This window comes from Methylotenera sp. (genome assembly GCF_029945705.1).
In the GTDB taxonomy this organism is placed as follows: domain Bacteria; phylum Pseudomonadota; class Gammaproteobacteria; order Burkholderiales; family Methylophilaceae; genus Methylotenera.
On the sequence record NZ_JAQSDC010000047.1, the window covers coordinates 1 to 19,958 of the forward strand.

Genomic DNA, 19,958 nt, shown 5'->3' on the forward strand with positions numbered 1-19,958 from the left:
GTCGCTCCTACAAAACCATATATAGCGACCTTGTAGGCGGACATTTATTGTAGGGTGGGCAGATTTCTGCCCACGCGGTTATTGGAATGTTGAAGGATGTAACGCGTGGGCAACGAGTTGCCCACCCTACTTGGCTGAGACATGTGTAGCATTCTAGCAGGGCATAAATAATTGCCCTGCTAGAATGCTTGATTAGGGCTTATTTACAAACAACAGGTAGTTTTTAGCGTTAACTAAAGTATCAAATACATAGTCTTTAGTAACAGTGACCAATGTTCCTGAAACATTAACCCCTTTAATTTTATTAAGCTCGACTTTCTCAGTGTGAGATCCTGCGTGGATAATGCAATTTCTTACCATTCGTAAATCTTGTAAATTATTATAATCATCTATGCATTTTGACATATCAATGCCGACGATTTTTTCTAAATACTTATGATACACAGCTAGATCATTTTTTGCTTTAATGTCCTTATAGGACAGTTGGAGAGCAAAAGCTGAGTGTTTATGTTCACATGTTTGTGATAACCAAAAGTCTAAACACCCGTAGATATTACATACCATGTCTGATTTTACGTACTGTTTAAAGTGATTGGAATCTGAAAATACTTCTGGAGTATCCATTACAATAAACAACTTTAAAAAGTAAGACTTCAAGTCTTCAGTATCGTATTTAATTCTTTCTTGAATATCCATTTTCTTATTAACCTAACTTCTATTTTATGAATGCATACACCCGAGTAATAGTATCGTAAATGTTAATTTTGACATGTGATTTTTCTTTTTAAATATTACAGTTGATTATTGTTAGTTTTGTATACCAAATAGTAGTAATTACGGATGCAATTCAAAATTGCTAACTCTCAGAGTTTTAAATGAGGCTCACTACCTCAAAGCTGTTTGTATAACCTCTGCCAGCTTACTTCCATATTCCGTAATATGCTCCGTGGCGGAATACGCATAGCCGATAATCAAGCCTTTCTCTGTGCTTTCGCCCATGCAGTAGTGCGATAGCGGGTATACGCGCAAGCCTTGTGATGAGGCTAATTCAGCTATGTGTACGTCGTCACACACTGAGTCAAATTCCACCACTAAGTGCAGACCAGAGTCTACTGTGGAAAGTCTTGCGCCTACCGTGGCTATTGGGGCTAATGCTGCTTGCAATAGCCGTCTACGTTCACCGTAAATTTGTCGTAGTCTTCTGATATGGCTTGCGAAGTGACCTTCTTCGATGAACTCTGCTAGTGCGGCTTGAATGACGACTTGCCCGGGGCGTTGTAGCTCATACAAGCCACTTTTAAAGCTTTCTACCAAATTTGGTGGCACTACTAAATAACCTAAGCGTATGCCGGGGTACATGACTTTTGAAAATGTGCCTAAATATAGCACGCGGCCATTTTGATCCATACCTTGTAAGGATGAAATTGGCCGACCTTCAAAACGAAATTCGCTATCGTAATCATCTTCAATAACCCATGCTTTACAGTTTTGCGCATAATCTAACAATAAGCGGCGGCGGCCATAACTCATGACCATGCCTTTGGGATATTGGTGCGAGGGCGTGGTGTATATCAAACGCGGTATAGTTCGATAATCTTTAGTACTTGGCGCCATGCCTTCTTTGTCTACATTGACTGGGTGTAGTTGTAGGCCATTCACTTCCAGTACACGCCGTGCCGCCCAGTAACCTGGGTTTTCTACCCATGCACAATCACCGTGGTCTGTGAGTAAGCGTGCGCATAAATCAATGGATTGTTGCGTGCCTGAAGTAATCAGCACTTGGTCGAAGGTGAGGTTGACTGCACGTGATACGCGTAAATAATCAGCAATGGCTTTTCGTAGTGGTAAGTAACCGCCATCGTGGCTTGAGTCAAGCAGGGCAGGGTCTGGCGTGCGCCATTGCCGATTGAGTAATCGACGCCATAGCGCATAAGGAAAACCTGCGTAATCGTCCTCGCCTGGGGTAAATGGCTGTACTTCGTTGTTAGTTTTAGTATTGCTGGCTTTGATTGAGCCGCAGGCTGCTAATCCGCGTTTAGATAAGCCATTGGAAGCTTCAAGTCTTAGAGAGGTATTTTCCGCATTGGACTCAACGTTAACTTCTGCTGACTGTTCTTCTACAGTACTGTGAAGAGATATGTTCTTTGAGAAGCCATCGTGCTGATTGTAGGTAACATAGGTACCGCTGCCCGTTTGCGATGCCACATAACCTTCATCAAGTAGCTGCTCAAAAGCCGCTAGTATGGTGTTACGCGAAACGGTTAAATCTTCTGCCAAGCTTCTTGTGGAAGGTAGGCGTTCCCCTGCGGGTAAAATTTGGGTGGTGATTGCACGGCGAATTACTTCGTAAATTCGCCTGTGGTTTGGCATACGGATGGGAAAGTCTGAATGGTTAAGCTGGGTCAGTAGCCATTCTGAAAGCACAAGTTGTTTCATGAAGTAGAGTATTCCAAGTGGTTGTAGCCGAGTTATATGTGATAAAGTGGTTCTATCTAAATAATCTAAATGGCTCTTGTTGCATTACCAATTTTAGGAATAGTATACTTAGCCATGAGGTAATGCAATTACAGTAGTGTAGATAGATATAGCGTAAGTACATAAAGTGTAAGCTTATAAAACTCAATCTGAAAATGATGACAATAAAACGTAAACCAGTAGTTTTAATCCCTGCGGATGTTAAGCCGCTTGGTGAGCATCCATTTCATGTGGTGGGTCATAAATATTTAGTGGCGGTGGCAGAGGCCGCTGGCGCACTGCCTTTAGTCGTACCTTCAATCGGGGATTTGTTAGAGATTGAAGATTTGTTGGCTATCGCTGATGGTATTTTGCTAACAGGCTCAGTTTCAAATGTACATCCCTCGCACTTCGATCAAGAAGTACATAATCCCGAATTACCATTAGACCCAGCGCGCGATGCGCTTACCTTAAAACTCGTGCAAGCTGCCATTAAAGCCGAAGTACCTTTATTGGCTATTTGTCGTGGCTTTCAAGAAGTGAATGTCGCGTTTGGCGGTAGTTTGCATCAAGCCGTTCAGGAAGTCCCTGGCTTGAAAGATCATAGAGAAATTAAAGATGTTTCTATCGATATTCAATATGCGCAAGCACACCACATTGACTTAGTGGCTGATGGTCAGTTGGCTAAAATAGTTGGTGCAACACAGATGATGGTGAACTCTTTACACGGTCAAGGTGTAGATAGGCTTGGCGATGGTTTGGTGGCAGAGGCCTATGCACCAGACGGTTTGGTAGAAGCTATACGTGTAGAAAAAGCCAAGGCCTTTACTTTAGCTGTGCAGTGGCACCCTGAGTGGAAAGTGATGGAAAACCCACAGTATTTGGCTATTTTCAGAGCCTTTGGTGACGCTTGTAGATTTAGATTGAGAAGGCACGAACCACCAGATTAACGCTTACAAAGATGCAAACAATAAAAAACACATCAATAAGCTGTTAATAAAGTAGTACTGGAGAGTAAAAATGACAGAACAAGTAGCAATGAATCATGTGGATATGGATAAGTGGTTGACGGAAAACAACATTACCGAGATTGAGTGTTTGGTGCCAGATTTAACAGGGGTAGCACGTGGCAAAATTCTACCTCGCGAGAAGTTTTCAACAGACCGCGCGATGCGTTTACCAGAAGCGGTGTTTGGTATGACGGTGACGGGCGAGTCGCCTGATGGTAACGAGGGATATGACCGTGTGTTTGGTGTAACCGATAAAGACATGGTGCTTATTCCAGACCCAACCACACTTAGATTGGTGCCTTGGGCAGTAGACCCAACCGCGCAAGTGATTATGGATTGCGTAGATCATAGCGGTAAATCAATTGATTTTGCGCCTAGAAACGTGCTTCGCCGTGTGACTAATTTATATAAAGACTTAGGCTGGACACCAATCGTGGCGCCAGAGCTAGAGTTTTATTTACTTGAGCGTAACCCAGACCCTGATATTGCTTTAAGCCCGCCAGTAGGCCGCAGTGGACGCAAAGAAACTAGCCGCCAGTTATACAGTATTGATGCGGTGAACGAATTTGACCCATTGTTTGAAGATATTTATGACTATTCAGCATTGATGGGTTTAGAGCTTGATACGCTGATTCATGAGTTTGGCGCAGGGCAAATGGAAATTAACTTTTTGCACGATGAGCCGATGATTTTGGCTGATAAATCGTTCTTCTTTAAACGTTTATTGCGTGAAGCGGCGATGCGCCATGGCATGTACGCGACATTTATGGCTAAACCTATGCAACATGAGCCAGGATCAGCCATGCACATTCACCAAAGCGTGATTGATACTCAAACTAAGCAGAATATTTTTAGTAACGCTGATGGCACAGCATCCCCGATATTTTTCCATTACATTGCAGGTTTACAAAAATACTTACCTGCTGCCATGGTATTGCTCGCGCCTTATGTGAACTCATATCGTCGTATTGTACGAAATGGTGCTGCGCCGATTAATATTGAATGGGGCTACGATAACCGTACTGTGGGTATCCGCGTGCCGATTTCGGAGCCAGCAGGTCGTCGTATAGAGAATCGTGTTGTAGGTGCAGATGCTAACCCTTACCTAGCGATGGCCGTTACCTTGGCTTGTGGTTACTTAGGTATTAAAGAAAAACTTAAACCAACAGAAGTCACTACTGGCAGTGCTTACGCTTCTGATTATCAATTACCACGCGGCTTGTCTGAAGCGATACGTGAATTAGAGCATTCTCAGGCTTTGCATGAGGTGCTGGGTAAAGATTTCGTAGATGTATATTTGGCAGTGAAAGATGCTGAGCACGACGAGTTTATGCGCGTGATTAGCCCATGGGAACGTGAACATCTTTTAATGCATGTGTAAAAGCATTCAGTATAGACAGCGCGAATTATTAGCGCTGTGGTTGGAAAATCTAAACATCTGAATTGAGAAAGTTATGATTAATACTAAAGAAATACAAGCAATAGATTCAGCGCACTTTATGCATCCTTTTACCGATCATAAAAGCTTGTCGGATAAAGGTTCACGTATTATTACTAAGGCTGATGGCATCTATATTTGGGATTCTACAGGTGAAAAAATCTTAGATGCAATGTCTGGTTTATGGTGCGTGAATGTTGGCTATGGGCGTAAAGAGCTAGTAGATGCTGCCGCTAAACAAATGCTTGAGCTTCCTTACTATAATAGTTTTTTTCAAACTACGAATGTGCCTGCAGTTAAACTTGCAGAAAAAATCATCAAGCTGGCTGGTGATGATTATAGCCATGTATTTTTTAGCAGCTCTGGCTCAGAGTCTAATGATACCAACGTTCGCATGGTGCGCCATTATTGGGCAACGCTAGGGCAGCCAGAGCGCACGGTCATTATTAGTCGTAATAACGCTTATCATGGCTCAACACTCGTTGGCTCATCTTTAGGGGGTATGGAAGGTATGCATGCGCAGGGCGGCATGATTCCAGGCATAGAGCACATCGAACAACCCTATCATTACGGCATGGCACCAAACCAAGATAGAGATGCGTTTGGTATTGAAGCGGCCGGTTGGTTAGAGAAAAAAATCTTAGAAGTTGGCGCAGATAAAGTTGCAGCATTCATTGGAGAGCCTGTGCAAGGTGCGGGTGGCGTGATTATTCCCCCTAAAACTTACTGGCCAGAGATTCAACGTATCTGTGATAAATACGGCATTTTGCTGATCTGCGATGAAGTCATTTGCGGTTTTGGTCGTCTTGGTAAATGGTTTGGTTCGCAATTATTAGGCTGTAAACCTGATTTAATGACTTTTGCTAAAGGCGTGACTTCTGGCTACATTCCTTTAGGTGGCGTAGTGGTCGGCAAGCGTGTTGCTAAAGTATTGATTGAGCAGGGTGGTGAATTCAATCATGGCTATACCTACTCAGGGCATCCAACCGCTTGTGCTGTGGCGCTGGCGAATATCGAGATTATGGAAAGTGAAGGCTTAGTCGATAAAGTGCTTAATGAAACTGGCCCATATTTAGCGCAAAAATATGCCGAGCTAGCCAAACATCCATTGGTTGGTGGTGCTGAAACACTAGGGTTAGTCGCTGGTTTCGTGCTGATGAAAGACAAGGCAAACCACGTACATTTTGATGAAGATGTAGGCGTAGGCATGATTTGTCGTGGCCATTGCTTTGCCAATGGCTTGATTATGCGAGCAGTTGGTGAGCGTATGATCATTGCCCCACCGCTAGTGATTACTAAAGCACAAATTGATGAAATGGTCGCGCTAATTCAGAAATGCCTAGATGCAACCTTAGCTGACTTGAAAGCGCAGGGGCTTTATGATTAATACGCGATATTTATGATGCAATTAAATGTGGGTATAGTTGGTTTTTGAACCTGCCTATTGTAAGATTACTTCGAATCTATTTGGTCAGCATAAGGGGTTTTATAGCGCAAAAGATGGTGCAAATTTTTAGCAATACTTTCTCAGTCACTCACTAATTAAAGGGGTTAATGAATATGAATTTATCTTATAGTAAATACTTGCTAGGTATGGCGATTATTACTGGTCTAGCTACGGTTTCTTGTAGCAAATCTGACAATACCACTGCTGAAGCAGCCAAGCCAACGGTGGCGGCGGCTAGCGAACCAGAAGAAAAAATCCTCAATATTTACAACTGGTCAGACTATATTGCACCAGATACGATTGCTAATTTTGAGAAAGAAACAGGCATTAAAGTTCGTTACGATGTGTTTGATAGTAACGAAATTCTGCATGCGAAACTCATTGCTAAAAATACAGGTTACGACATCGTAGTGCCGGGTTCTAATTGGGCAAAATTGCAAATTGATGGTGGTTTGTTTCAAAAGCTAGATAAATCTAAATTACCAAATTGGAAAAATCTAGATCCAGGTATCTTGAAGCAGATGGCTGAGTTAGATCCAGGTAACACGTATTTAATTGACTGGATGTGGAGCTATAACACTGTTGGTATTAACGTAGATAAAGTAAAAGCTGCGCTCGGCGACACGCCTATGCCAGACAATGCATGGGATTTAGTATTTAACCCAACTTACACTAGTAAATTAAAGTCATGCGGTATTACCTTTTTAGATACCCCAGCCGATGTGTTTCAAGCCGCTTTACATTATTTAGGTAAGCCAGTTTACACAGGTACACCAGAAGATTATCAAGCAGCATTTGATATGTTAATGAAGGTGCGCCCTGATATTAAAAAATTCAATTCTGGTGGTCAAATTGATGACTTAGCAAGCGGAAATATTTGTGTCGCTTACGGTTGGGCGGGTGATTTTAACTTGGCGCATAAACGTTCAATCGAGAATAAAGCCGAGCAACACATCGAAGCGCTAGTGCCAAAAACAGGTGGCTTGATGTTTATGGATACAATGGCAATTCCTGCGGATGCAAAACATCCAAATAATGCACATCTGTGGATGAATTACATTATGCAGCCAAAAGTAACGGCGGCCATCACGAACACAGTGACCTACGCCAATCCTAACAAAGCCGCAACTGAATTTGTTGATGAAGATATTAAAAACAACAAATCTATTTTCTTGTCTGATGAAGATATTGCTAAGTTAGTGCCGCCTGGTGTTGAAGATGCAAAAACTAAACGTAACATGACACGTTTATATACTAAGTTTAAATCTGGCGTTTAGTTGTTAGCTTTGTAGGAGCGTCAATGATTACGCTCCTACAAAAGTTTAATGTAACTGTTTTTTAAGTACATGATTTTCAAACACATAGTTTCAAACACCTAGTTTTCAAACACATTGATTTTCAATATCTTAGATAAGGGTTTTTATGGCAACCGCACCTAAAGAAACGAATAAAGCTGCGCAAGAAGTGTTACTGCGTGTTGAAAATGTCACCAAAGTTTACGATGGCACGGTGAAAGCCGTAGATGACGTTTCACTCACGGTAATGAAGGGTGAAATCTTCGCGTTACTTGGTGGTTCAGGTTGCGGGAAATCTACGTTATTGCGCATGATGGCAGGCTTTGAAACTCCTACTAAAGGTAAGATTTTTCTGGCGAATCAAGATATTACCAATCTGCCGCCGTTTCAGCGACCAATCAACATGATGTTTCAATCATATGCGCTCTTTCCTCATTTAAGTGTTTGGGAAAATGTAGCTTTTGGTTTAAAGCGCGACGGTATGCCTAAAGATGAAATAGCCGACCGCGTCGAAAAAATGTTGAGCTTGGCGCAACTCAATAAATATGCGAAACGTAAGCCGCATCAACTCTCTGGCGGTCAGCAGCAACGCGTTGCCTTGGTACGTAGCCTAGCAAAACGCCCTCAGTTATTGTTATTAGATGAACCTCTCGGTGCTTTAGATAAAAAATTACGAGAGACTACGCAGCTTGAACTGGTGAATATCATTGAAGAAGTGGGCGTGACCTGCGTGCTAGTGACGCATGACCAAGAAGAAGCCATGACGATGGCATCACGCATTGCCGTGATGAGTGAAGGGTATTTCTTGCAAGTTGGTGCGCCTGATGCTGTGTATGAAATGCCAAACAGCCGAAAAGTGGCTGACTTTATTGGTAATGTGAATATATTCGAAGGTAAGATTGAAGAAGATGAGCCTGATCATGTGACCGTGCGTTGCCCAGAATGCATTCATTACGTAGGGCATGGTGTGAGTGGGCATCCCGGTATGGATGTAGGGGTAGCTTTACGACCAGAAAAAATCATGTTGTCTAAAGATAAGCCGAATAGCGACTATAACTGGTGTGCTGGTGAAGTCATCGAAATCGTTTACTTTGGCGCTCACACAACCTATCACTTGAAACTCGATAGTGGCAAAGTAATCAAGGCACAAGAACTTAACAATACGCGCGATTTGAGTTGTGGTTTAACTTGGGGTGATCGCGCATACGCAAGCTGGAACAATTTAGCAATGGTAGTGTTAACGCAGTAAGGTTGACTCAACTTTTAATTCATTCATAAATTCATTAAGAATTCATAAAGGAAAATTGCTATGGCTAAAACACAAAGTTTCTTCACCAGTCTTTCAGCTGGACGCCTTGCGGTGATTGGTGTTCCATATTTCTGGTTTTTATTGCTTGCGGCTATCCCACTGCTCATTGTGCTTAAAATTAGCTTGTCTGAAATGGAGTCAACGAGCATTTCAAACATGATCGACTGGAGCCATGGCTGGCCTAGACTGACTTTAAATTTTGCCAGTTATCAGTTTCTTGCCACTGACTCGCTTTACATCAAAACGTATTTATCCTCTATTAAATACGCACTCATTACCACTTTATTATGTTTAGCCATTGGCTACCCATTTGCCTACTACATGGCGCGCTCACCTAAACATATGCAGCCGACTTTGTTGATGCTGATTATGCTGCCGTTTTGGACATCATTTTTACTACGTATCTATGCGTGGAAAACTTTGTTAGTCAGCAATGGCGTCATCAATAATATACTTATGAGCTTGCATATTATTGATACGCCAATCGAGATGATGAACAACTCTTTTTCATTACTGTTAGGCATGGTGTATTCATACTTGCCGTTTATGATTTTGCCGCTATACGCCAACCTCTCTAAGATGGATATGCGTTATCTAGAAGCAGCATCAGACCTTGGTACCAGCCCATTCAAAGCGTTTTGGCTGATTACTGTACCACTTTCAAAAGCGGGCATTATCGCTGGTTCAATGTTGGTATTTATCCCTGCGGTAGGTGAATATGTGATTCCGGAGTTACTCGGCGGCTCAAGCACCTTGATGATAGGTCGCGTGTTGTGGGATGAGTTCTTTAGTAATAATGACTGGCCAATGGCATCAGCCGTTGCGGTAGTCATGATATTGCTAATCTTAGTGCCAATGGGTGTTTACAATAAAGCCCAAGCAGAGCAAATGGAGGGTAAATAATGAGCAACGCTTCAAATAAAGTATTTGCGAAAACTTGGATGATTGCTGTCTATGTATTTTTATATTTGCCAATTATCACACTGGTTGTATTTTCCTTTAACGATTCAAAACTGGTCACCGTTTGGTCACATGCTAGTTTTCGCTGGTATGCTGCACTGGCACAAGATTCAGACTTAATTTCAGCGGTGCTATTGTCGCTTGAAATTGCAGGTTTGTCTGCGTTAATGTCAGTATTTTTTGGCACGTTTACTGCCTTTGCTTTAAATCGTTATAAGCGCTTTAAGGGTCGTACGCTGCTGACTTCAATGTCTAGCATGCCGTTGGTAATGCCAGATGTGATTGTAGGTTTATCGCTGTTATTAATGATCGTTTCTGTGCAAAATTGGCTCGGTTTTCCAGAACGTGGCTTATTTACTATTTTACTAGGTCATGCATTATTAGGCACGGCTTATGCAGCGGTGGTCGTCACTTCACGCTTACGTGAGATGGACAGTAAATTAGATGAAGCGGCGATGGACTTGGGTTGCAAACCTATGCAGGTGTTTACGCTAGTCACTTTCCCTTTGTTAGTTCCTGCGCTAGTTTCTGCGTTTTTGCTGACATTCACGCTGTCGTTTGATGATGTTGTCTTGTCTTCATTCCTATCTGGTCCGGGCTATTCAACGATGCCGATGGTGATTTTCTCACGCGCCAGATTAGGCTTAAACCCAACCATTAACGCGGTTGCAACTGTGACAATTACCGTGGTTACCATTGCAGTCATTGCTTCAAGCTTTTATACCTCACATCAAGAGCGCAAGCGTAAGCGCGAAGAGGCACAAGCTTATAGCGATAGCAATAAGTAGTATTTTTTTAAGCTGTATTTATAAAGATGTATTTAAAAAGTAGAAGCGACCTCTCGTCGCTTCTACATCAAACCAAATCAAGCAGAAAATTATGTCCATTCAATTAAAGTATCCCCAATTACTCAAAAACAACCTTACATTGCTGGCTGGTCAATGGGTGAGTGCAGACTCAGGTGAAACGATAAGCGTCACTAATCCTGCCACAGGCTCAGTTGTGGCCTCAGTGCCGCTGATGAGGCGTGCCGAAGCTGAACGCGCGATTGTGGCTGCGGAAGTTGCGCAAAAATCATGGAAAACCCTTACTGCTGCTGCACGTGCTGCAATACTTAAACGTTGGTTTGACCTAATTATTCTGCACAAAGAAGACTTGGCGCAATTGCTGACCGCAGAACAAGGTAAGCCATTAGCCGAAGCACGTGGCGAGGTGAATTATGGTGCAAGCTTTATTGAGTGGTTTGCTGAAGAAGCTAAACGTGTCTATGGCGAAACAATTCCAGCGCCTATGGGCGACCGTCGTTTATTGGTGCTGAAACAGCCAATAGGTGTCACTGCTGCTATCACACCTTGGAATTTTCCAATAGCAATGATTACCCGTAAAGCAGGGCCTGCGCTTGCTGCTGGTTGTAGCATGATTATTAAACCTGCTGAACAAACACCATTATGTGCTATTGCTTTGGCTGTATTATCAGAAGAAGCGGGCGTGCCTAGTGGCGTATTGCAAGTGATTACGGGTGATGCACGTCAAATCGGCGCGGCTTTATGTGAAAGCCCTGTGTTGGCCAAACTTTCGTTCACAGGATCAACAGAAGTCGGACGTATCTTAATGCGCCAATGTGCCGATACAATTAAAAAGCTATCGCTTGAATTGGGTGGCAATGCGCCATTTATCGTCTTCAATGATGCAGACTTAGACGCAGCAGTTGAAGGTGCCATGATTAGCAAATACCGTAATGCTGGACAAACGTGTGTATGTTCAAATCGCTTGTTTGTGCAAGAGGGCGTGTACGATGAATTTGCCAAGAAACTAGCCGTCAAAGTAGCACAATTAAAAGTAGGTGCAGGTAGTGAAGAGGGTGTTACGCAAGGCCCGCTGATTGATACATCAGCGATAGAGAAAGTTGAAAGCCATGTGGCAGATGCGGTTGCCAAAGGCGCAACAGTGTTACAAGGTGGCAAGCGTCATACTTTAGGTGGTACATTCTTTGAACCTACCGTACTAGCCAATGTGAGTGATGATGCGTTAATTTTTAGCGAAGAGACTTTCGGCCCCGTGGCGCCATTATTTCGCTTTAAGACCGATGCAGAAGTCATTGAGTTAGCGAACCGTACCGAATTTGGCCTAGCTTCTTATTTTTACAGCCGAGATATAGGCAGAATCTGGCGCGTGGCAGAGGCGCTTGAATACGGTATGGTGGGCGTGAATACTGGCATGATTTCAAATGAAGTGGCGCCTTTTGGTGGCGTTAAGCAGTCAGGCTTGGGGCGCGAAGGTTCGCATCACGGCATTGATGAATATCTAGAATTAAAATACGTGTGTATGGCGGGGTTATAAATATGGCTGAAATTAAAATTGATTGGCATGAAAGAGCGAAAGATTTAAGAATCGATGGACGTGCTTTTATTGACGGCCAGCGCGTGGATGCGCTTGATGGTAGTACTTTTGAGTGCTTCTCACCGATTGATGGTCGAAAATTGGCCGATGTTGCTAGCAGTAAAGCCGCGGATGTAGACCGTGCTGTTGTTGCGGCACGCGCTGCTTTTAAAGATAGGTGCTGGTCTGGTTTATCACCTCGTGAGCGTAAACAAACCATGATTCGTTTTGCTGATTTGGTGTTAGCACACAAAGCTGAGTTGGCTCTGCTAGAAACGCTGGATATGGGCAAACCTATTTCGGCCAGCTTGAGTGTAGATGTTACTTCAGCGGCCAATAGTTTGCGCTGGTTTGGTGAGGCGATTGACAAAGTCTACGATGAAATTGCCCCAACAGCAGACCATACACTTGCCATGATTACACGTGAGCCAATTGGCGTAGTTGGTGCGATTGTGCCGTGGAACTACCCTATATTAATGGCTTGCTGGAAAATTGCACCAGCCTTAGCGACTGGTAATAGTATTGTATTGAAACCTTCTGAGAAATCTCCTTTAACAGCATTAAGACTCGGTGATTTGGCGATAGAAGCTGGAATACCAAAAGGCGTTTTAAATGTAGTACCAGGCTTTGGCCCAGATGCAGGCTCTCCATTAGCGATGCATATGGATGTGGACTGCATTGCCTTTACTGGTTCTACAGGTGTGGGTAAGAAAATCCAAATCATGGCAGGTCAAAGCAACCTCAAGCGTGCGTGGTGCGAGCTAGGTGGTAAATCACCTAATATCGTATTTGCCGATTGCAAAGATCTGGATAAAGCTGCCGCCGCATCTATAGGCTCAATTTTTTACAATCAGGGCGAAAGCTGCAATGCGCCTTCACGTTTACTGGTTGAGCGCTCAATCAAAGATGAGTTCGTTAAAAAACTACTGACTAACTTGCCTGATTATCAGCCGAGTGACCCCTTAGATGCCAACACAACCATGGGGGCAATTGTAGACTGTGTGCAAATGGAAAATGTATTGAAATACATTGAAAGTGGTAAAGCACAAGGTGCCAAACTATGTGCGGGCGGCGAACGCGTATTAACCGAAACAGGCGGTTTTTATATTAGCCCGACCGTGTTTGATGACGTGACCAATGATATGAAAATCGCCGCTGAAGAGATTTTTGGTCCAGTGCTTTCTATCATTGCTTTTGATACAGAAGAAGAGGCGATAGCCATTGCTAACGACACAGAATATGGCCTTGCAGCAGCGATTTGGACGCAAGATTTGACGCGTGCACATATGGTGTCACGCGCCCTGCGGGCTGGCACGGTACATGTGAACAGCTATGACGAAGACGATATCACCGTGCCTTTTGGCGGCTACAAACAATCAGGTAACGGTCGCGATAAATCTCTACATGCCTTAGAAAAGTACACTGAGCTTAAAACAACATGGATACGATTAATTTAACTGTCACTTAATTTAATAAGATAAAACTAGAACTCAAAACACTAGAGGTAAGGACGAGAGTATGACTAATACAGCAATTTCTAATCAAGATTTACACAATAGACGTCTAGCAGCTACGCCACGCGGCATAGGCGTGATGGCTAATTTCTTTATTGAGCGTGCATTGAATTCGGAAGTGTGGGATGTTGAGGGTAAGCGTTATATCGATTTTGCAGGTGGTATTGCGGTACTCAATACTGGGCACAGACACCCAAAGATAGTCGCTGCTATAGAGGCGCAGTTACAAAAGTTTACGCACACTTGCTACCAAGTGCTGCCTTATGAAAGTTATGTTACTTTGGCAGAACGCATTAATAAGCTCACACCAGGCACACATGCTAAGAAGACCTGCTTTTTTTCAAGTGGTGCAGAAGCTTTAGAAAATGCAATTAAAATCGCTCGTGCAAGCACTCGGCGACCAGGTATTGTTGCCTTTGCTGGAGCATTTCATGGTCGTACGATTATGACTAGCGCCATGACAGGTAAAGTTTCTCCTTACAAAATTGGTTTTGGGCCATTCCCCGCTGAGATCTATCACATTCCATTCCCGATTGATTTGCATGGTGTTAGTGTTGAAGACTCTATCAACGCGCTGCATTTGTTATTCAAGGCAGATATTGATCCTAAACGTGTAGCCGCGATTGTGATTGAGCCAGTACAAGGTGAAGGTGGTTTCTATGCGGCACCATCAGCGTTGATGCAAGCATTACGCAAAGAGTGCGATGAGCATGGAATTCTGCTCATTTATGATGAAGTACAAACGGGCTTTGGTCGTACAGGTAAGTTATTTGCAGCAGAACATTACGACGTGATACCAGACATTATCACGATGGCTAAAAGCTTAGCAGGCGGCACCACGCTATCAGCAGTTTGTGGAAAGGCTGAAGTGATGGATGGCCCAGCACCAGGAGGTTTAGGCGGAACTTACGCAGGCAACCCCTTAGCGATTGCGGCTTCTCACGCCGTGCTAGATATTATTGAAGAGGAGAAGCTAGTTGAGCGTGCAAATGTATTGGGTGCCAAACTCACAGCACGCCTTAAAGCAGCGCAGGCTAAAATACCTGCAATTAAAGATGTGCGCGGCTTGGGCTCGATGATTGCTGCTGAGTTTTTCGATCCAGCTACCAATAAACCATCTATGGATGCAGTAAAACGTGTACAACAGGCGGCGTTAGCTGAGGGTTTGATACTACTGACTTGCGGCGTTTACGGTAATGCAATTCGCTTCTTATATCCTTTGACTATTCAAGATGAAGTATTTGATGAAGCGCTAGACATTATTGATAGAGCCTTAGCTAAAGCTTAACTAAAGGCTTCCAATTTAATTTCACGAATCATCTCAAACGCCGCTACCAAGGGGCATTTTGCTCGCTATAATAGTACTCAATTCAGTCATGTTCTTTAGGTAATGCTATGCAAATCCAAACAATTAAAACCACTGCTTTTAATGACCAAAAACCTGGCACTTCAGGCCTTAGAAAAAAAGTAAAAGTTTTTCAGCAAGCAGGTTATTTAGAAAATTTTGTACAGAGTATTTTTGATACGCTTGATGTGCCCAATGACGCGACATTGGCGCTGGGTGGTGATGGCCGATATTTTAATCGTCAAGCGATTCAAATTATAATTCGTATGGCGGCAGCTAATGGCTTTGCTCGTGTGCTCATTGGTCAAGCGGGGATTTTATCTACACCAGCATGTTCACACATCATTCGGCAATACAAAACGTTTGGCGGTATTGTGCTGTCCGCGAGCCATAATCAAGGCGGTATTAACGGTGACTTTGGCATTAAATACAACATCAGCAACGGCGGTCCTGCGCCTGAAAAAATCACTGATTCAATTTTTGATTTAAGTAAAAAAATCACAGAATATAAAATCGCAGATTTGCCCGAAGTGGATATTGATGTATTAGGTAAATCAATATTCAACGATGGAAAATTTACTGTAGAAGTCATAGATGCAGTGCAAGACTACGCAGATTTAATGCAAGCGTTATTTGATTTTTCAGCAATCAAAAAATTACTAGCAAGTGGCTTTAAAATGGAGTTCGACGCTATGCACGCCGTGACTGGCCCTTATGCACAAGAGATTTTTGTCAATCGATTAGGTGCGTCAGAGTCTAGCTTAATGAATTGCATTCCTTCAGAAGACTTTGGTGGCGGTCACCCAGACCCCAATTTAACCTATGCTGAAGATTTAGTGAAAATCATGTTTGCAGGTGAAAGCGCACCTGACTTTGGCGCGGCCTCAGATGGTGATGGCGACCGTAATATGATTTTGGGTAAAAACTTTTTTGTCACACCTTCTGATAGCCTTGCAGTGCTTGCCGCAAATGCAACCCAAGTGCCTGCTTATGCGAATGGCATTGCTGGCGTAGCACGTTCTATGCCTACGAGCGGCGCAGTGGATCGTGTGGCGGCTAAATTCAATATTCCATGCTATGAAACACCAACAGGCTGGAAGTTTTTTGGTAATTTGATGGATGCAGGCAAAGTTACTTTGTGTGGCGAAGAAAGCTTTGGTACAAGCTCTAGCCATGTGCGTGAAAAAGATGGCTTGTGGGCGGTGTTGTTTTGGTTGAATATATTGGCGAAAAAAGCTGTATCAGTTGAGCAGATTTTGATGTCGCACTGGGCTGAATTTGGCCGTAATGTGTATTCACGTCATGATTATGAGGCGATTCCAACTGAGGCGGCCAATAGTGTCATTGCCCATATTAAATCGCAATTTACTAGCTTGCCTGATCAGTCGTTTGGCGCATATAAAGTGAAAACTTGTGATGATTTTAGCTATCACGATTCAATCGATGGCTCTATCAGTAATAATCAAGGTATTCGTATTTTGTTTGAAGACGGCTCGCGTATTGTGTTCAGGTTATCTGGCACAGGGACAGAGGGCGCGACAATTCGTATTTATTTAGAAGCTTTTGATCCTGATGTAAAAAATCACCATTTAGATGCGCAAGTGGCTTTAGCCGAGATGATTAAGATTGGATTGCAGATTTCGCAACTTAAAGAAAAAACAGGTCGCGATACGCCGACTGTGATTACCTAACTTTATTGTAGGAGCGACGCCCTCGTCGCGAAGCAATGGTGCAAATCGCGACGAGGGCGTCGCTCCTACAAAAATCTACATAGTCGCACTTAGGGCGCCGCTACAAAATCAATCCACCTGTTTAATGGTCATCTCGCCTTTATAAAGCCTAACATCCATGCGGTTTAGAAACGACATGCCGAGCAACACGTCGCCATCTAAGCCAGGCGCAATCATCGCCGATACATCATTGGCATCAACGCCACCTAGTTTTACTGAGTGCAAACGCACCATATAACCCACGCTGTCTCCGTTGGCAGTGTTGGTGCGGATGGCATCTATACTTTTAAGATTAAGTTTGTCTGCAACCCCTTGTGAAATAGCTACACCTGTGGCGCCAGTATCGACCAGTACATTGACTTTTTCGCCGTTGATGAGCGCTTCGGCTCGGTAATGGCCATCTAACCCACGTTTTAATACAACGGTACTAATCTCACCTAATCGATTAATTTTGTTAGGATTTTGAATATTATCCGACAGGTAGTAGATGACGCTTGCTAGCATTATCCAAATGGCAACTACAAAAATAGTATTTTTAGACATGCTATTTTTATTGGGACTAATTACATGTTTGCAATAGGTTTAAATGCAATTGCGACTAATGCGAAGTAGGTGAGATGGTGCAGAAGCTGATCAAAACCTAATAAAATCCAAAACCACTCACTGTTATCAGGCTTAAGATTGTAGTGTTTACCCGCATTCATTTTTGCCCAATCAATATGGTAGTGGATCACGGCATCGGCTAGCGCATATATCCAAGCGTTAGCGCCAAGCCAAAAAGAAAAAATGATGAATGTTCCAATGCCGTGCAATGCAGCATGTGCTAAGCCGCCAGCATGGCCGTATGTACCTTTATTGCGATACATCCATGGGTTTGCTTGCAATGGAAAGTCGCAGATAAAGTGCTTTATAAATAACCACAGTAAAGCTTCAAACATGGTAGCTAAACACGATGGTGATTAAACATTTTTAGTTTAAAGCTGAGAACTATTCAGCTTCGCCGATCCAAGCTAATTGAATCGCTTCTAGTATTTTCTCTCCGCAATGTTCAGTGGTGTCATCAAAGCCGTCAAGCGCCATTACCCATTCCATTAAGTCGGTAAAGCGCACCGCTTTCGGATCAATATCAGGGTGTTTGTCGTAAAGCTCTTCAGCAATTCTTAGGCTTTCAGTCCATTTCATGGTGTTACTCCAAATAGATATTTAAGTTAATTTATATTATAGCTTGCTACAGTTACGCAACTAAATCTTTTGCCTTTAATCTTAGTGCTTGAGCGTGTTAAAATGCGCAAACATTTTTTTCATTAAAATAATCTAGCATTTGGAAAACTAAAACCATGTCGCAAGCACCATTTAACTATACCAATACCCTTAATAAAGCAGATCCAGCCTTAGATGCTATGATCAACAGCGAAGTTGTTCGTCAACATGAGCATATCGAGTTAATTGCTTCTGAAAACTACACTAGCCCAGCAGTGATGCAGGCGCAAGGTTCTCAGCTAACTAATAAGTATGCAGAAGGTTATCCAGGCAAACGTTTTTATGGTGGTTGTGAATATGTAGACCAAGTTGAACAGTTGGCCATTGACCGCTTGAAAGCTTTGTATGGCGCAGAATATGCCAACGTGCAACCGCATTCAGGCTCACAAGCTAACCAAGCGGTGTATTTCTCTATTCTAAAACCGGGCGATACCATCATGGGTATGAACCTTGGTCACGGCGGTCACTTAACACATGGATCACCTGCAAATTTATCAGGCAAACTATTTAACATCGTGCCATACGGCTTAAATGATAAAGAAGAAATCGATTACGATGAAATGGAGCGCATTGCCATTGAATGCAAACCAAAATTATTAATCGGCGGTGCGTCTGCTTATGCTTTGCGCTTTGACTGGGCGCGCATGGCTGAAATCGCTAAAAAAGTTGGTGCTTATTTCATGGTTGATATGGCGCACTATTCAGGTTTGATTGCCGCTGGTGTCTATCCAAACCCAGTGCCGCATGCGGATTTTGTGACCTCAACCACACACAAAACTTTGCGTGGTCCTCGCGGCGGTATTATCTTGGCTAAAGCTGAGTTTGAAAAATCATTGAATTCAAGCGTGTTCCCAGCTTTGCAGGGTGGTCCATTGATGCATGTGATTGCTGCTAAGGCAACTGCATTCTTAGAAGCATCGCAACCAGAATTCAAAACCTACCAAGCGCAAGTGATTAAAAATGCACAAGCAATGGCTGAAGCATTAACTGCGCGCGGTTTACGCATTATTTCAGGTCGCACAGAGTCACATATGTTCTTGGTGGATTTGCGTACAAAAGGCTTAACAGGTAAAGCAGCAGATGCTGCACTAGGCTTAGCGCATATCACTGTGAACAAAAATGCGATTCCAAATGACCCAGAAAGCCCATTTGTGACTTCAGGTGTTCGTATCGGCGCACCTGCAATTACCACACGTGGTTTTAAAGAAGATGAAGCGCGCCAAGTAGCTAACTTGATTGCTGACGTGTTAGATAACCCAACGGATGAAGCGGTGATCGCAGCGACCAAAGCAAAAGTACATGCTTTGACTGCGCGCTTTCCTGTTTATCAGAACTAGGTCACAGTTCATCAATGAAATGCCCTTTTTGCGGTGATGCAGATACACAAGTCATTGATTCACGCGTCAATGACGAAGGCGACTCTATACGCCGTCGCCGCAAATGTGGTGTTTGTGATAAGCGTTTTACCACTTACGAAACGGCAGAATTGCATATGCCGCAAGTGGTTAAAACCAATGGTACGCGTGAGGAATTTAATCGTGAAAAACTGCGCTTGTCATTCACGCGCGCATTGCATAAACGTCCTGTGCCTACTGAATATGTAGATCGTGCCTTAGATAGAATCTCACAAAAGTTATTGAGTTTAGGCGAGCGTGAAATTCCAGCCAGAGATTTAGGTGAAAGTGTGATGCATGAGCTTAAATTGATGGATAAAGTCGCCTACATTCGCTTTGCATCGGTATATCGAAGCTTTTCGGATGTGGGTGATTTTAATGATGCTATTCGAGATTTGTAAGTCATTTTATTTGTCAAATTTG

At 43.2% G+C, this 19,958-nt stretch carries 18 protein-coding genes; 13 read left to right on the plus strand and 5 right to left on the minus strand.

Features of this window, described 5'->3' with window-relative positions; all coding sequences use genetic code 11:
* Positions 1-192 precede the first annotated feature (192 nt).
* Together PSU78_RS10030 and PSU78_RS10035 are read right to left on the minus strand one after the other, a co-directional pair.
* The gene (locus PSU78_RS10030; RefSeq protein WP_300387587.1) at positions 193-696 is read right to left on the minus strand and encodes a hypothetical protein; all 504 of its coding nucleotides are present in this window, start codon (positions 694-696) and stop codon (positions 193-195) included.
* A 189-nt stretch (positions 697-885) separates the two neighbouring features.
* Positions 886-2,436, minus strand: a complete 1,551-nt coding sequence (locus PSU78_RS10035) for a PLP-dependent aminotransferase family protein (protein ID WP_300387589.1) — start codon at positions 2,434-2,436, stop codon at positions 886-888.
* A 194-nt stretch (positions 2,437-2,630) separates the two neighbouring features.
* On the opposite strand from PSU78_RS10035, the gene PSU78_RS10040 reads away from it, so the two are divergent.
* The 11 genes from PSU78_RS10040 (at position 2,631) to PSU78_RS10090 (ending at position 16,842) form a co-directional block, all read left to right on the plus strand.
* On the plus strand, positions 2,631-3,404 hold the full coding sequence (locus PSU78_RS10040; RefSeq protein ID WP_300387591.1) for a gamma-glutamyl-gamma-aminobutyrate hydrolase family protein: 774 nt from the start codon (positions 2,631-2,633) through the stop codon (positions 3,402-3,404).
* A 70-nt stretch (positions 3,405-3,474) separates the two neighbouring features.
* Complete coding sequence (locus tag PSU78_RS10045; protein WP_300387593.1) at positions 3,475-4,845, plus strand: glutamine synthetase family protein; 1,371 nt, start codon at positions 3,475-3,477, stop codon at positions 4,843-4,845.
* A 73-nt stretch (positions 4,846-4,918) separates the two neighbouring features.
* Entirely contained in the window at positions 4,919-6,289 is a 1,371-nt protein-coding gene (locus tag PSU78_RS10050) for an aspartate aminotransferase family protein (protein ID WP_300387595.1), read from the plus strand.
* A gap of 173 nt (positions 6,290-6,462) precedes the next feature.
* Positions 6,463-7,626 carry a polyamine ABC transporter substrate-binding protein gene (locus PSU78_RS10055; RefSeq protein ID WP_300387597.1) on the plus strand — a complete coding sequence of 388 codons (1,164 nt, stop codon included), beginning with the start codon at positions 6,463-6,465 and terminating at the stop codon, positions 7,624-7,626.
* A gap of 145 nt (positions 7,627-7,771) precedes the next feature.
* Positions 7,772-8,893, plus strand: coding sequence for a polyamine ABC transporter ATP-binding protein (locus PSU78_RS10060; protein ID WP_300387599.1), 1,122 nt, complete (start codon positions 7,772-7,774; stop codon positions 8,891-8,893).
* A gap of 60 nt (positions 8,894-8,953) precedes the next feature.
* Positions 8,954-9,856 carry an ABC transporter permease gene (locus PSU78_RS10065; protein ID WP_300387600.1) on the plus strand — a complete coding sequence of 301 codons (903 nt, stop codon included), beginning with the start codon at positions 8,954-8,956 and terminating at the stop codon, positions 9,854-9,856.
* Complete coding sequence (locus PSU78_RS10070; RefSeq protein WP_300387601.1) at positions 9,856-10,701, plus strand: ABC transporter permease subunit; 846 nt, start codon at positions 9,856-9,858, stop codon at positions 10,699-10,701. Before PSU78_RS10065 ends, PSU78_RS10070 begins: the two co-directional genes overlap by 1 nt.
* A gap of 91 nt (positions 10,702-10,792) precedes the next feature.
* Entirely contained in the window at positions 10,793-12,253 is a 1,461-nt protein-coding gene (locus PSU78_RS10075) for an NAD-dependent succinate-semialdehyde dehydrogenase (protein WP_300387602.1), read from the plus strand.
* A 2-nt stretch (positions 12,254-12,255) separates the two neighbouring features.
* The gene (locus PSU78_RS10080) at positions 12,256-13,749 is read left to right on the plus strand and encodes an aldehyde dehydrogenase (RefSeq protein ID WP_300387603.1); all 1,494 of its coding nucleotides are present in this window, start codon (positions 12,256-12,258) and stop codon (positions 13,747-13,749) included.
* Positions 13,750-13,810: 61 nt separating this feature from the next.
* On the plus strand, positions 13,811-15,094 hold the full coding sequence (gene gabT, locus PSU78_RS10085; protein ID WP_300387604.1) for a 4-aminobutyrate--2-oxoglutarate transaminase: 1,284 nt from the start codon (positions 13,811-13,813) through the stop codon (positions 15,092-15,094).
* 107 nt (positions 15,095-15,201) lie between these two features.
* A complete protein-coding gene (locus PSU78_RS10090) occupies positions 15,202-16,842 on the plus strand; it encodes an alpha-D-glucose phosphate-specific phosphoglucomutase (RefSeq protein WP_300387605.1) in 1,641 nt (546 codons plus the stop codon).
* Positions 16,843-16,950: 108 nt separating this feature from the next.
* On the opposite strand, the gene PSU78_RS10095 is transcribed toward PSU78_RS10090, so the two are convergent.
* From PSU78_RS10095 to iscX, 3 genes are read right to left on the minus strand one after another with little or no spacing between them, the layout of a single operon-like run.
* Complete coding sequence (locus tag PSU78_RS10095; protein WP_300387606.1) at positions 16,951-17,424, minus strand: retropepsin-like aspartic protease; 474 nt, start codon at positions 17,422-17,424, stop codon at positions 16,951-16,953.
* A 20-nt stretch (positions 17,425-17,444) separates the two neighbouring features.
* Entirely contained in the window at positions 17,445-17,819 is a 375-nt protein-coding gene (locus PSU78_RS10100) for a DUF3307 domain-containing protein (protein WP_300387607.1), read from the minus strand.
* 49 nt (positions 17,820-17,868) lie between these two features.
* Positions 17,869-18,063 carry a Fe-S cluster assembly protein IscX gene (gene iscX / locus PSU78_RS10105; protein ID WP_300387608.1) on the minus strand — a complete coding sequence of 65 codons (195 nt, stop codon included), beginning with the start codon at positions 18,061-18,063 and terminating at the stop codon, positions 17,869-17,871.
* Between the two features lie 155 nt (positions 18,064-18,218).
* Between iscX and glyA the strand changes: the two genes are divergently transcribed.
* Both glyA and nrdR read left to right on the plus strand, forming a co-directional pair.
* Positions 18,219-19,478 carry a serine hydroxymethyltransferase gene (gene glyA / locus PSU78_RS10110; RefSeq protein ID WP_300387609.1) on the plus strand — a complete coding sequence of 420 codons (1,260 nt, stop codon included), beginning with the start codon at positions 18,219-18,221 and terminating at the stop codon, positions 19,476-19,478.
* A gap of 14 nt (positions 19,479-19,492) precedes the next feature.
* Positions 19,493-19,936: a transcriptional regulator NrdR gene (gene nrdR / locus PSU78_RS10115; RefSeq protein ID WP_300387610.1), complete on the plus strand. Its 444-nt coding sequence runs from the start codon at positions 19,493-19,495 to the stop codon at positions 19,934-19,936.
* The last annotated feature ends 22 nt before the right edge of the window (positions 19,937-19,958 follow it).

What these genes read in the sequence shown, in the direction of transcription:
- PSU78_RS10030 (WP_300387587.1), bottom strand. Translation starts at nt 696, where the DNA reads ATGGATATTCAAGAAAGAATTAAATACGATACTGAAGACTTGAAGTCT.
- PSU78_RS10035 (WP_300387589.1), bottom strand. Translation starts at nt 2,436, where the DNA reads ATGAAACAACTTGTGCTTTCAGAATGGCTACTGACCCAGCTTAACCAT.
- PSU78_RS10040 (WP_300387591.1), top strand. Translation starts at nt 2,631, where the DNA reads ATGATGACAATAAAACGTAAACCAGTAGTTTTAATCCCTGCGGATGTT.
- PSU78_RS10045 (WP_300387593.1), top strand. Translation starts at nt 3,475, where the DNA reads ATGACAGAACAAGTAGCAATGAATCATGTGGATATGGATAAGTGGTTG.
- PSU78_RS10050 (WP_300387595.1), top strand. Translation starts at nt 4,919, where the DNA reads ATGATTAATACTAAAGAAATACAAGCAATAGATTCAGCGCACTTTATG.
- PSU78_RS10055 (WP_300387597.1), top strand. Translation starts at nt 6,463, where the DNA reads ATGAATTTATCTTATAGTAAATACTTGCTAGGTATGGCGATTATTACT.
- PSU78_RS10060 (WP_300387599.1), top strand. Translation starts at nt 7,772, where the DNA reads ATGGCAACCGCACCTAAAGAAACGAATAAAGCTGCGCAAGAAGTGTTA.
- PSU78_RS10065 (WP_300387600.1), top strand. Translation starts at nt 8,954, where the DNA reads ATGGCTAAAACACAAAGTTTCTTCACCAGTCTTTCAGCTGGACGCCTT.
- PSU78_RS10070 (WP_300387601.1), top strand. Translation starts at nt 9,856, where the DNA reads ATGAGCAACGCTTCAAATAAAGTATTTGCGAAAACTTGGATGATTGCT.
- PSU78_RS10075 (WP_300387602.1), top strand. Translation starts at nt 10,793, where the DNA reads ATGTCCATTCAATTAAAGTATCCCCAATTACTCAAAAACAACCTTACA.
- PSU78_RS10080 (WP_300387603.1), top strand. Translation starts at nt 12,256, where the DNA reads ATGGCTGAAATTAAAATTGATTGGCATGAAAGAGCGAAAGATTTAAGA.
- gabT (WP_300387604.1), top strand. Translation starts at nt 13,811, where the DNA reads ATGACTAATACAGCAATTTCTAATCAAGATTTACACAATAGACGTCTA.
- PSU78_RS10090 (WP_300387605.1), top strand. Translation starts at nt 15,202, where the DNA reads ATGCAAATCCAAACAATTAAAACCACTGCTTTTAATGACCAAAAACCT.
- PSU78_RS10095 (WP_300387606.1), bottom strand. Translation starts at nt 17,424, where the DNA reads ATGTCTAAAAATACTATTTTTGTAGTTGCCATTTGGATAATGCTAGCA.
- PSU78_RS10100 (WP_300387607.1), bottom strand. Translation starts at nt 17,819, where the DNA reads ATGTTTGAAGCTTTACTGTGGTTATTTATAAAGCACTTTATCTGCGAC.
- iscX (WP_300387608.1), bottom strand. Translation starts at nt 18,063, where the DNA reads ATGAAATGGACTGAAAGCCTAAGAATTGCTGAAGAGCTTTACGACAAA.
- glyA (WP_300387609.1), top strand. Translation starts at nt 18,219, where the DNA reads ATGTCGCAAGCACCATTTAACTATACCAATACCCTTAATAAAGCAGAT.
- nrdR (WP_300387610.1), top strand. Translation starts at nt 19,493, where the DNA reads ATGAAATGCCCTTTTTGCGGTGATGCAGATACACAAGTCATTGATTCA.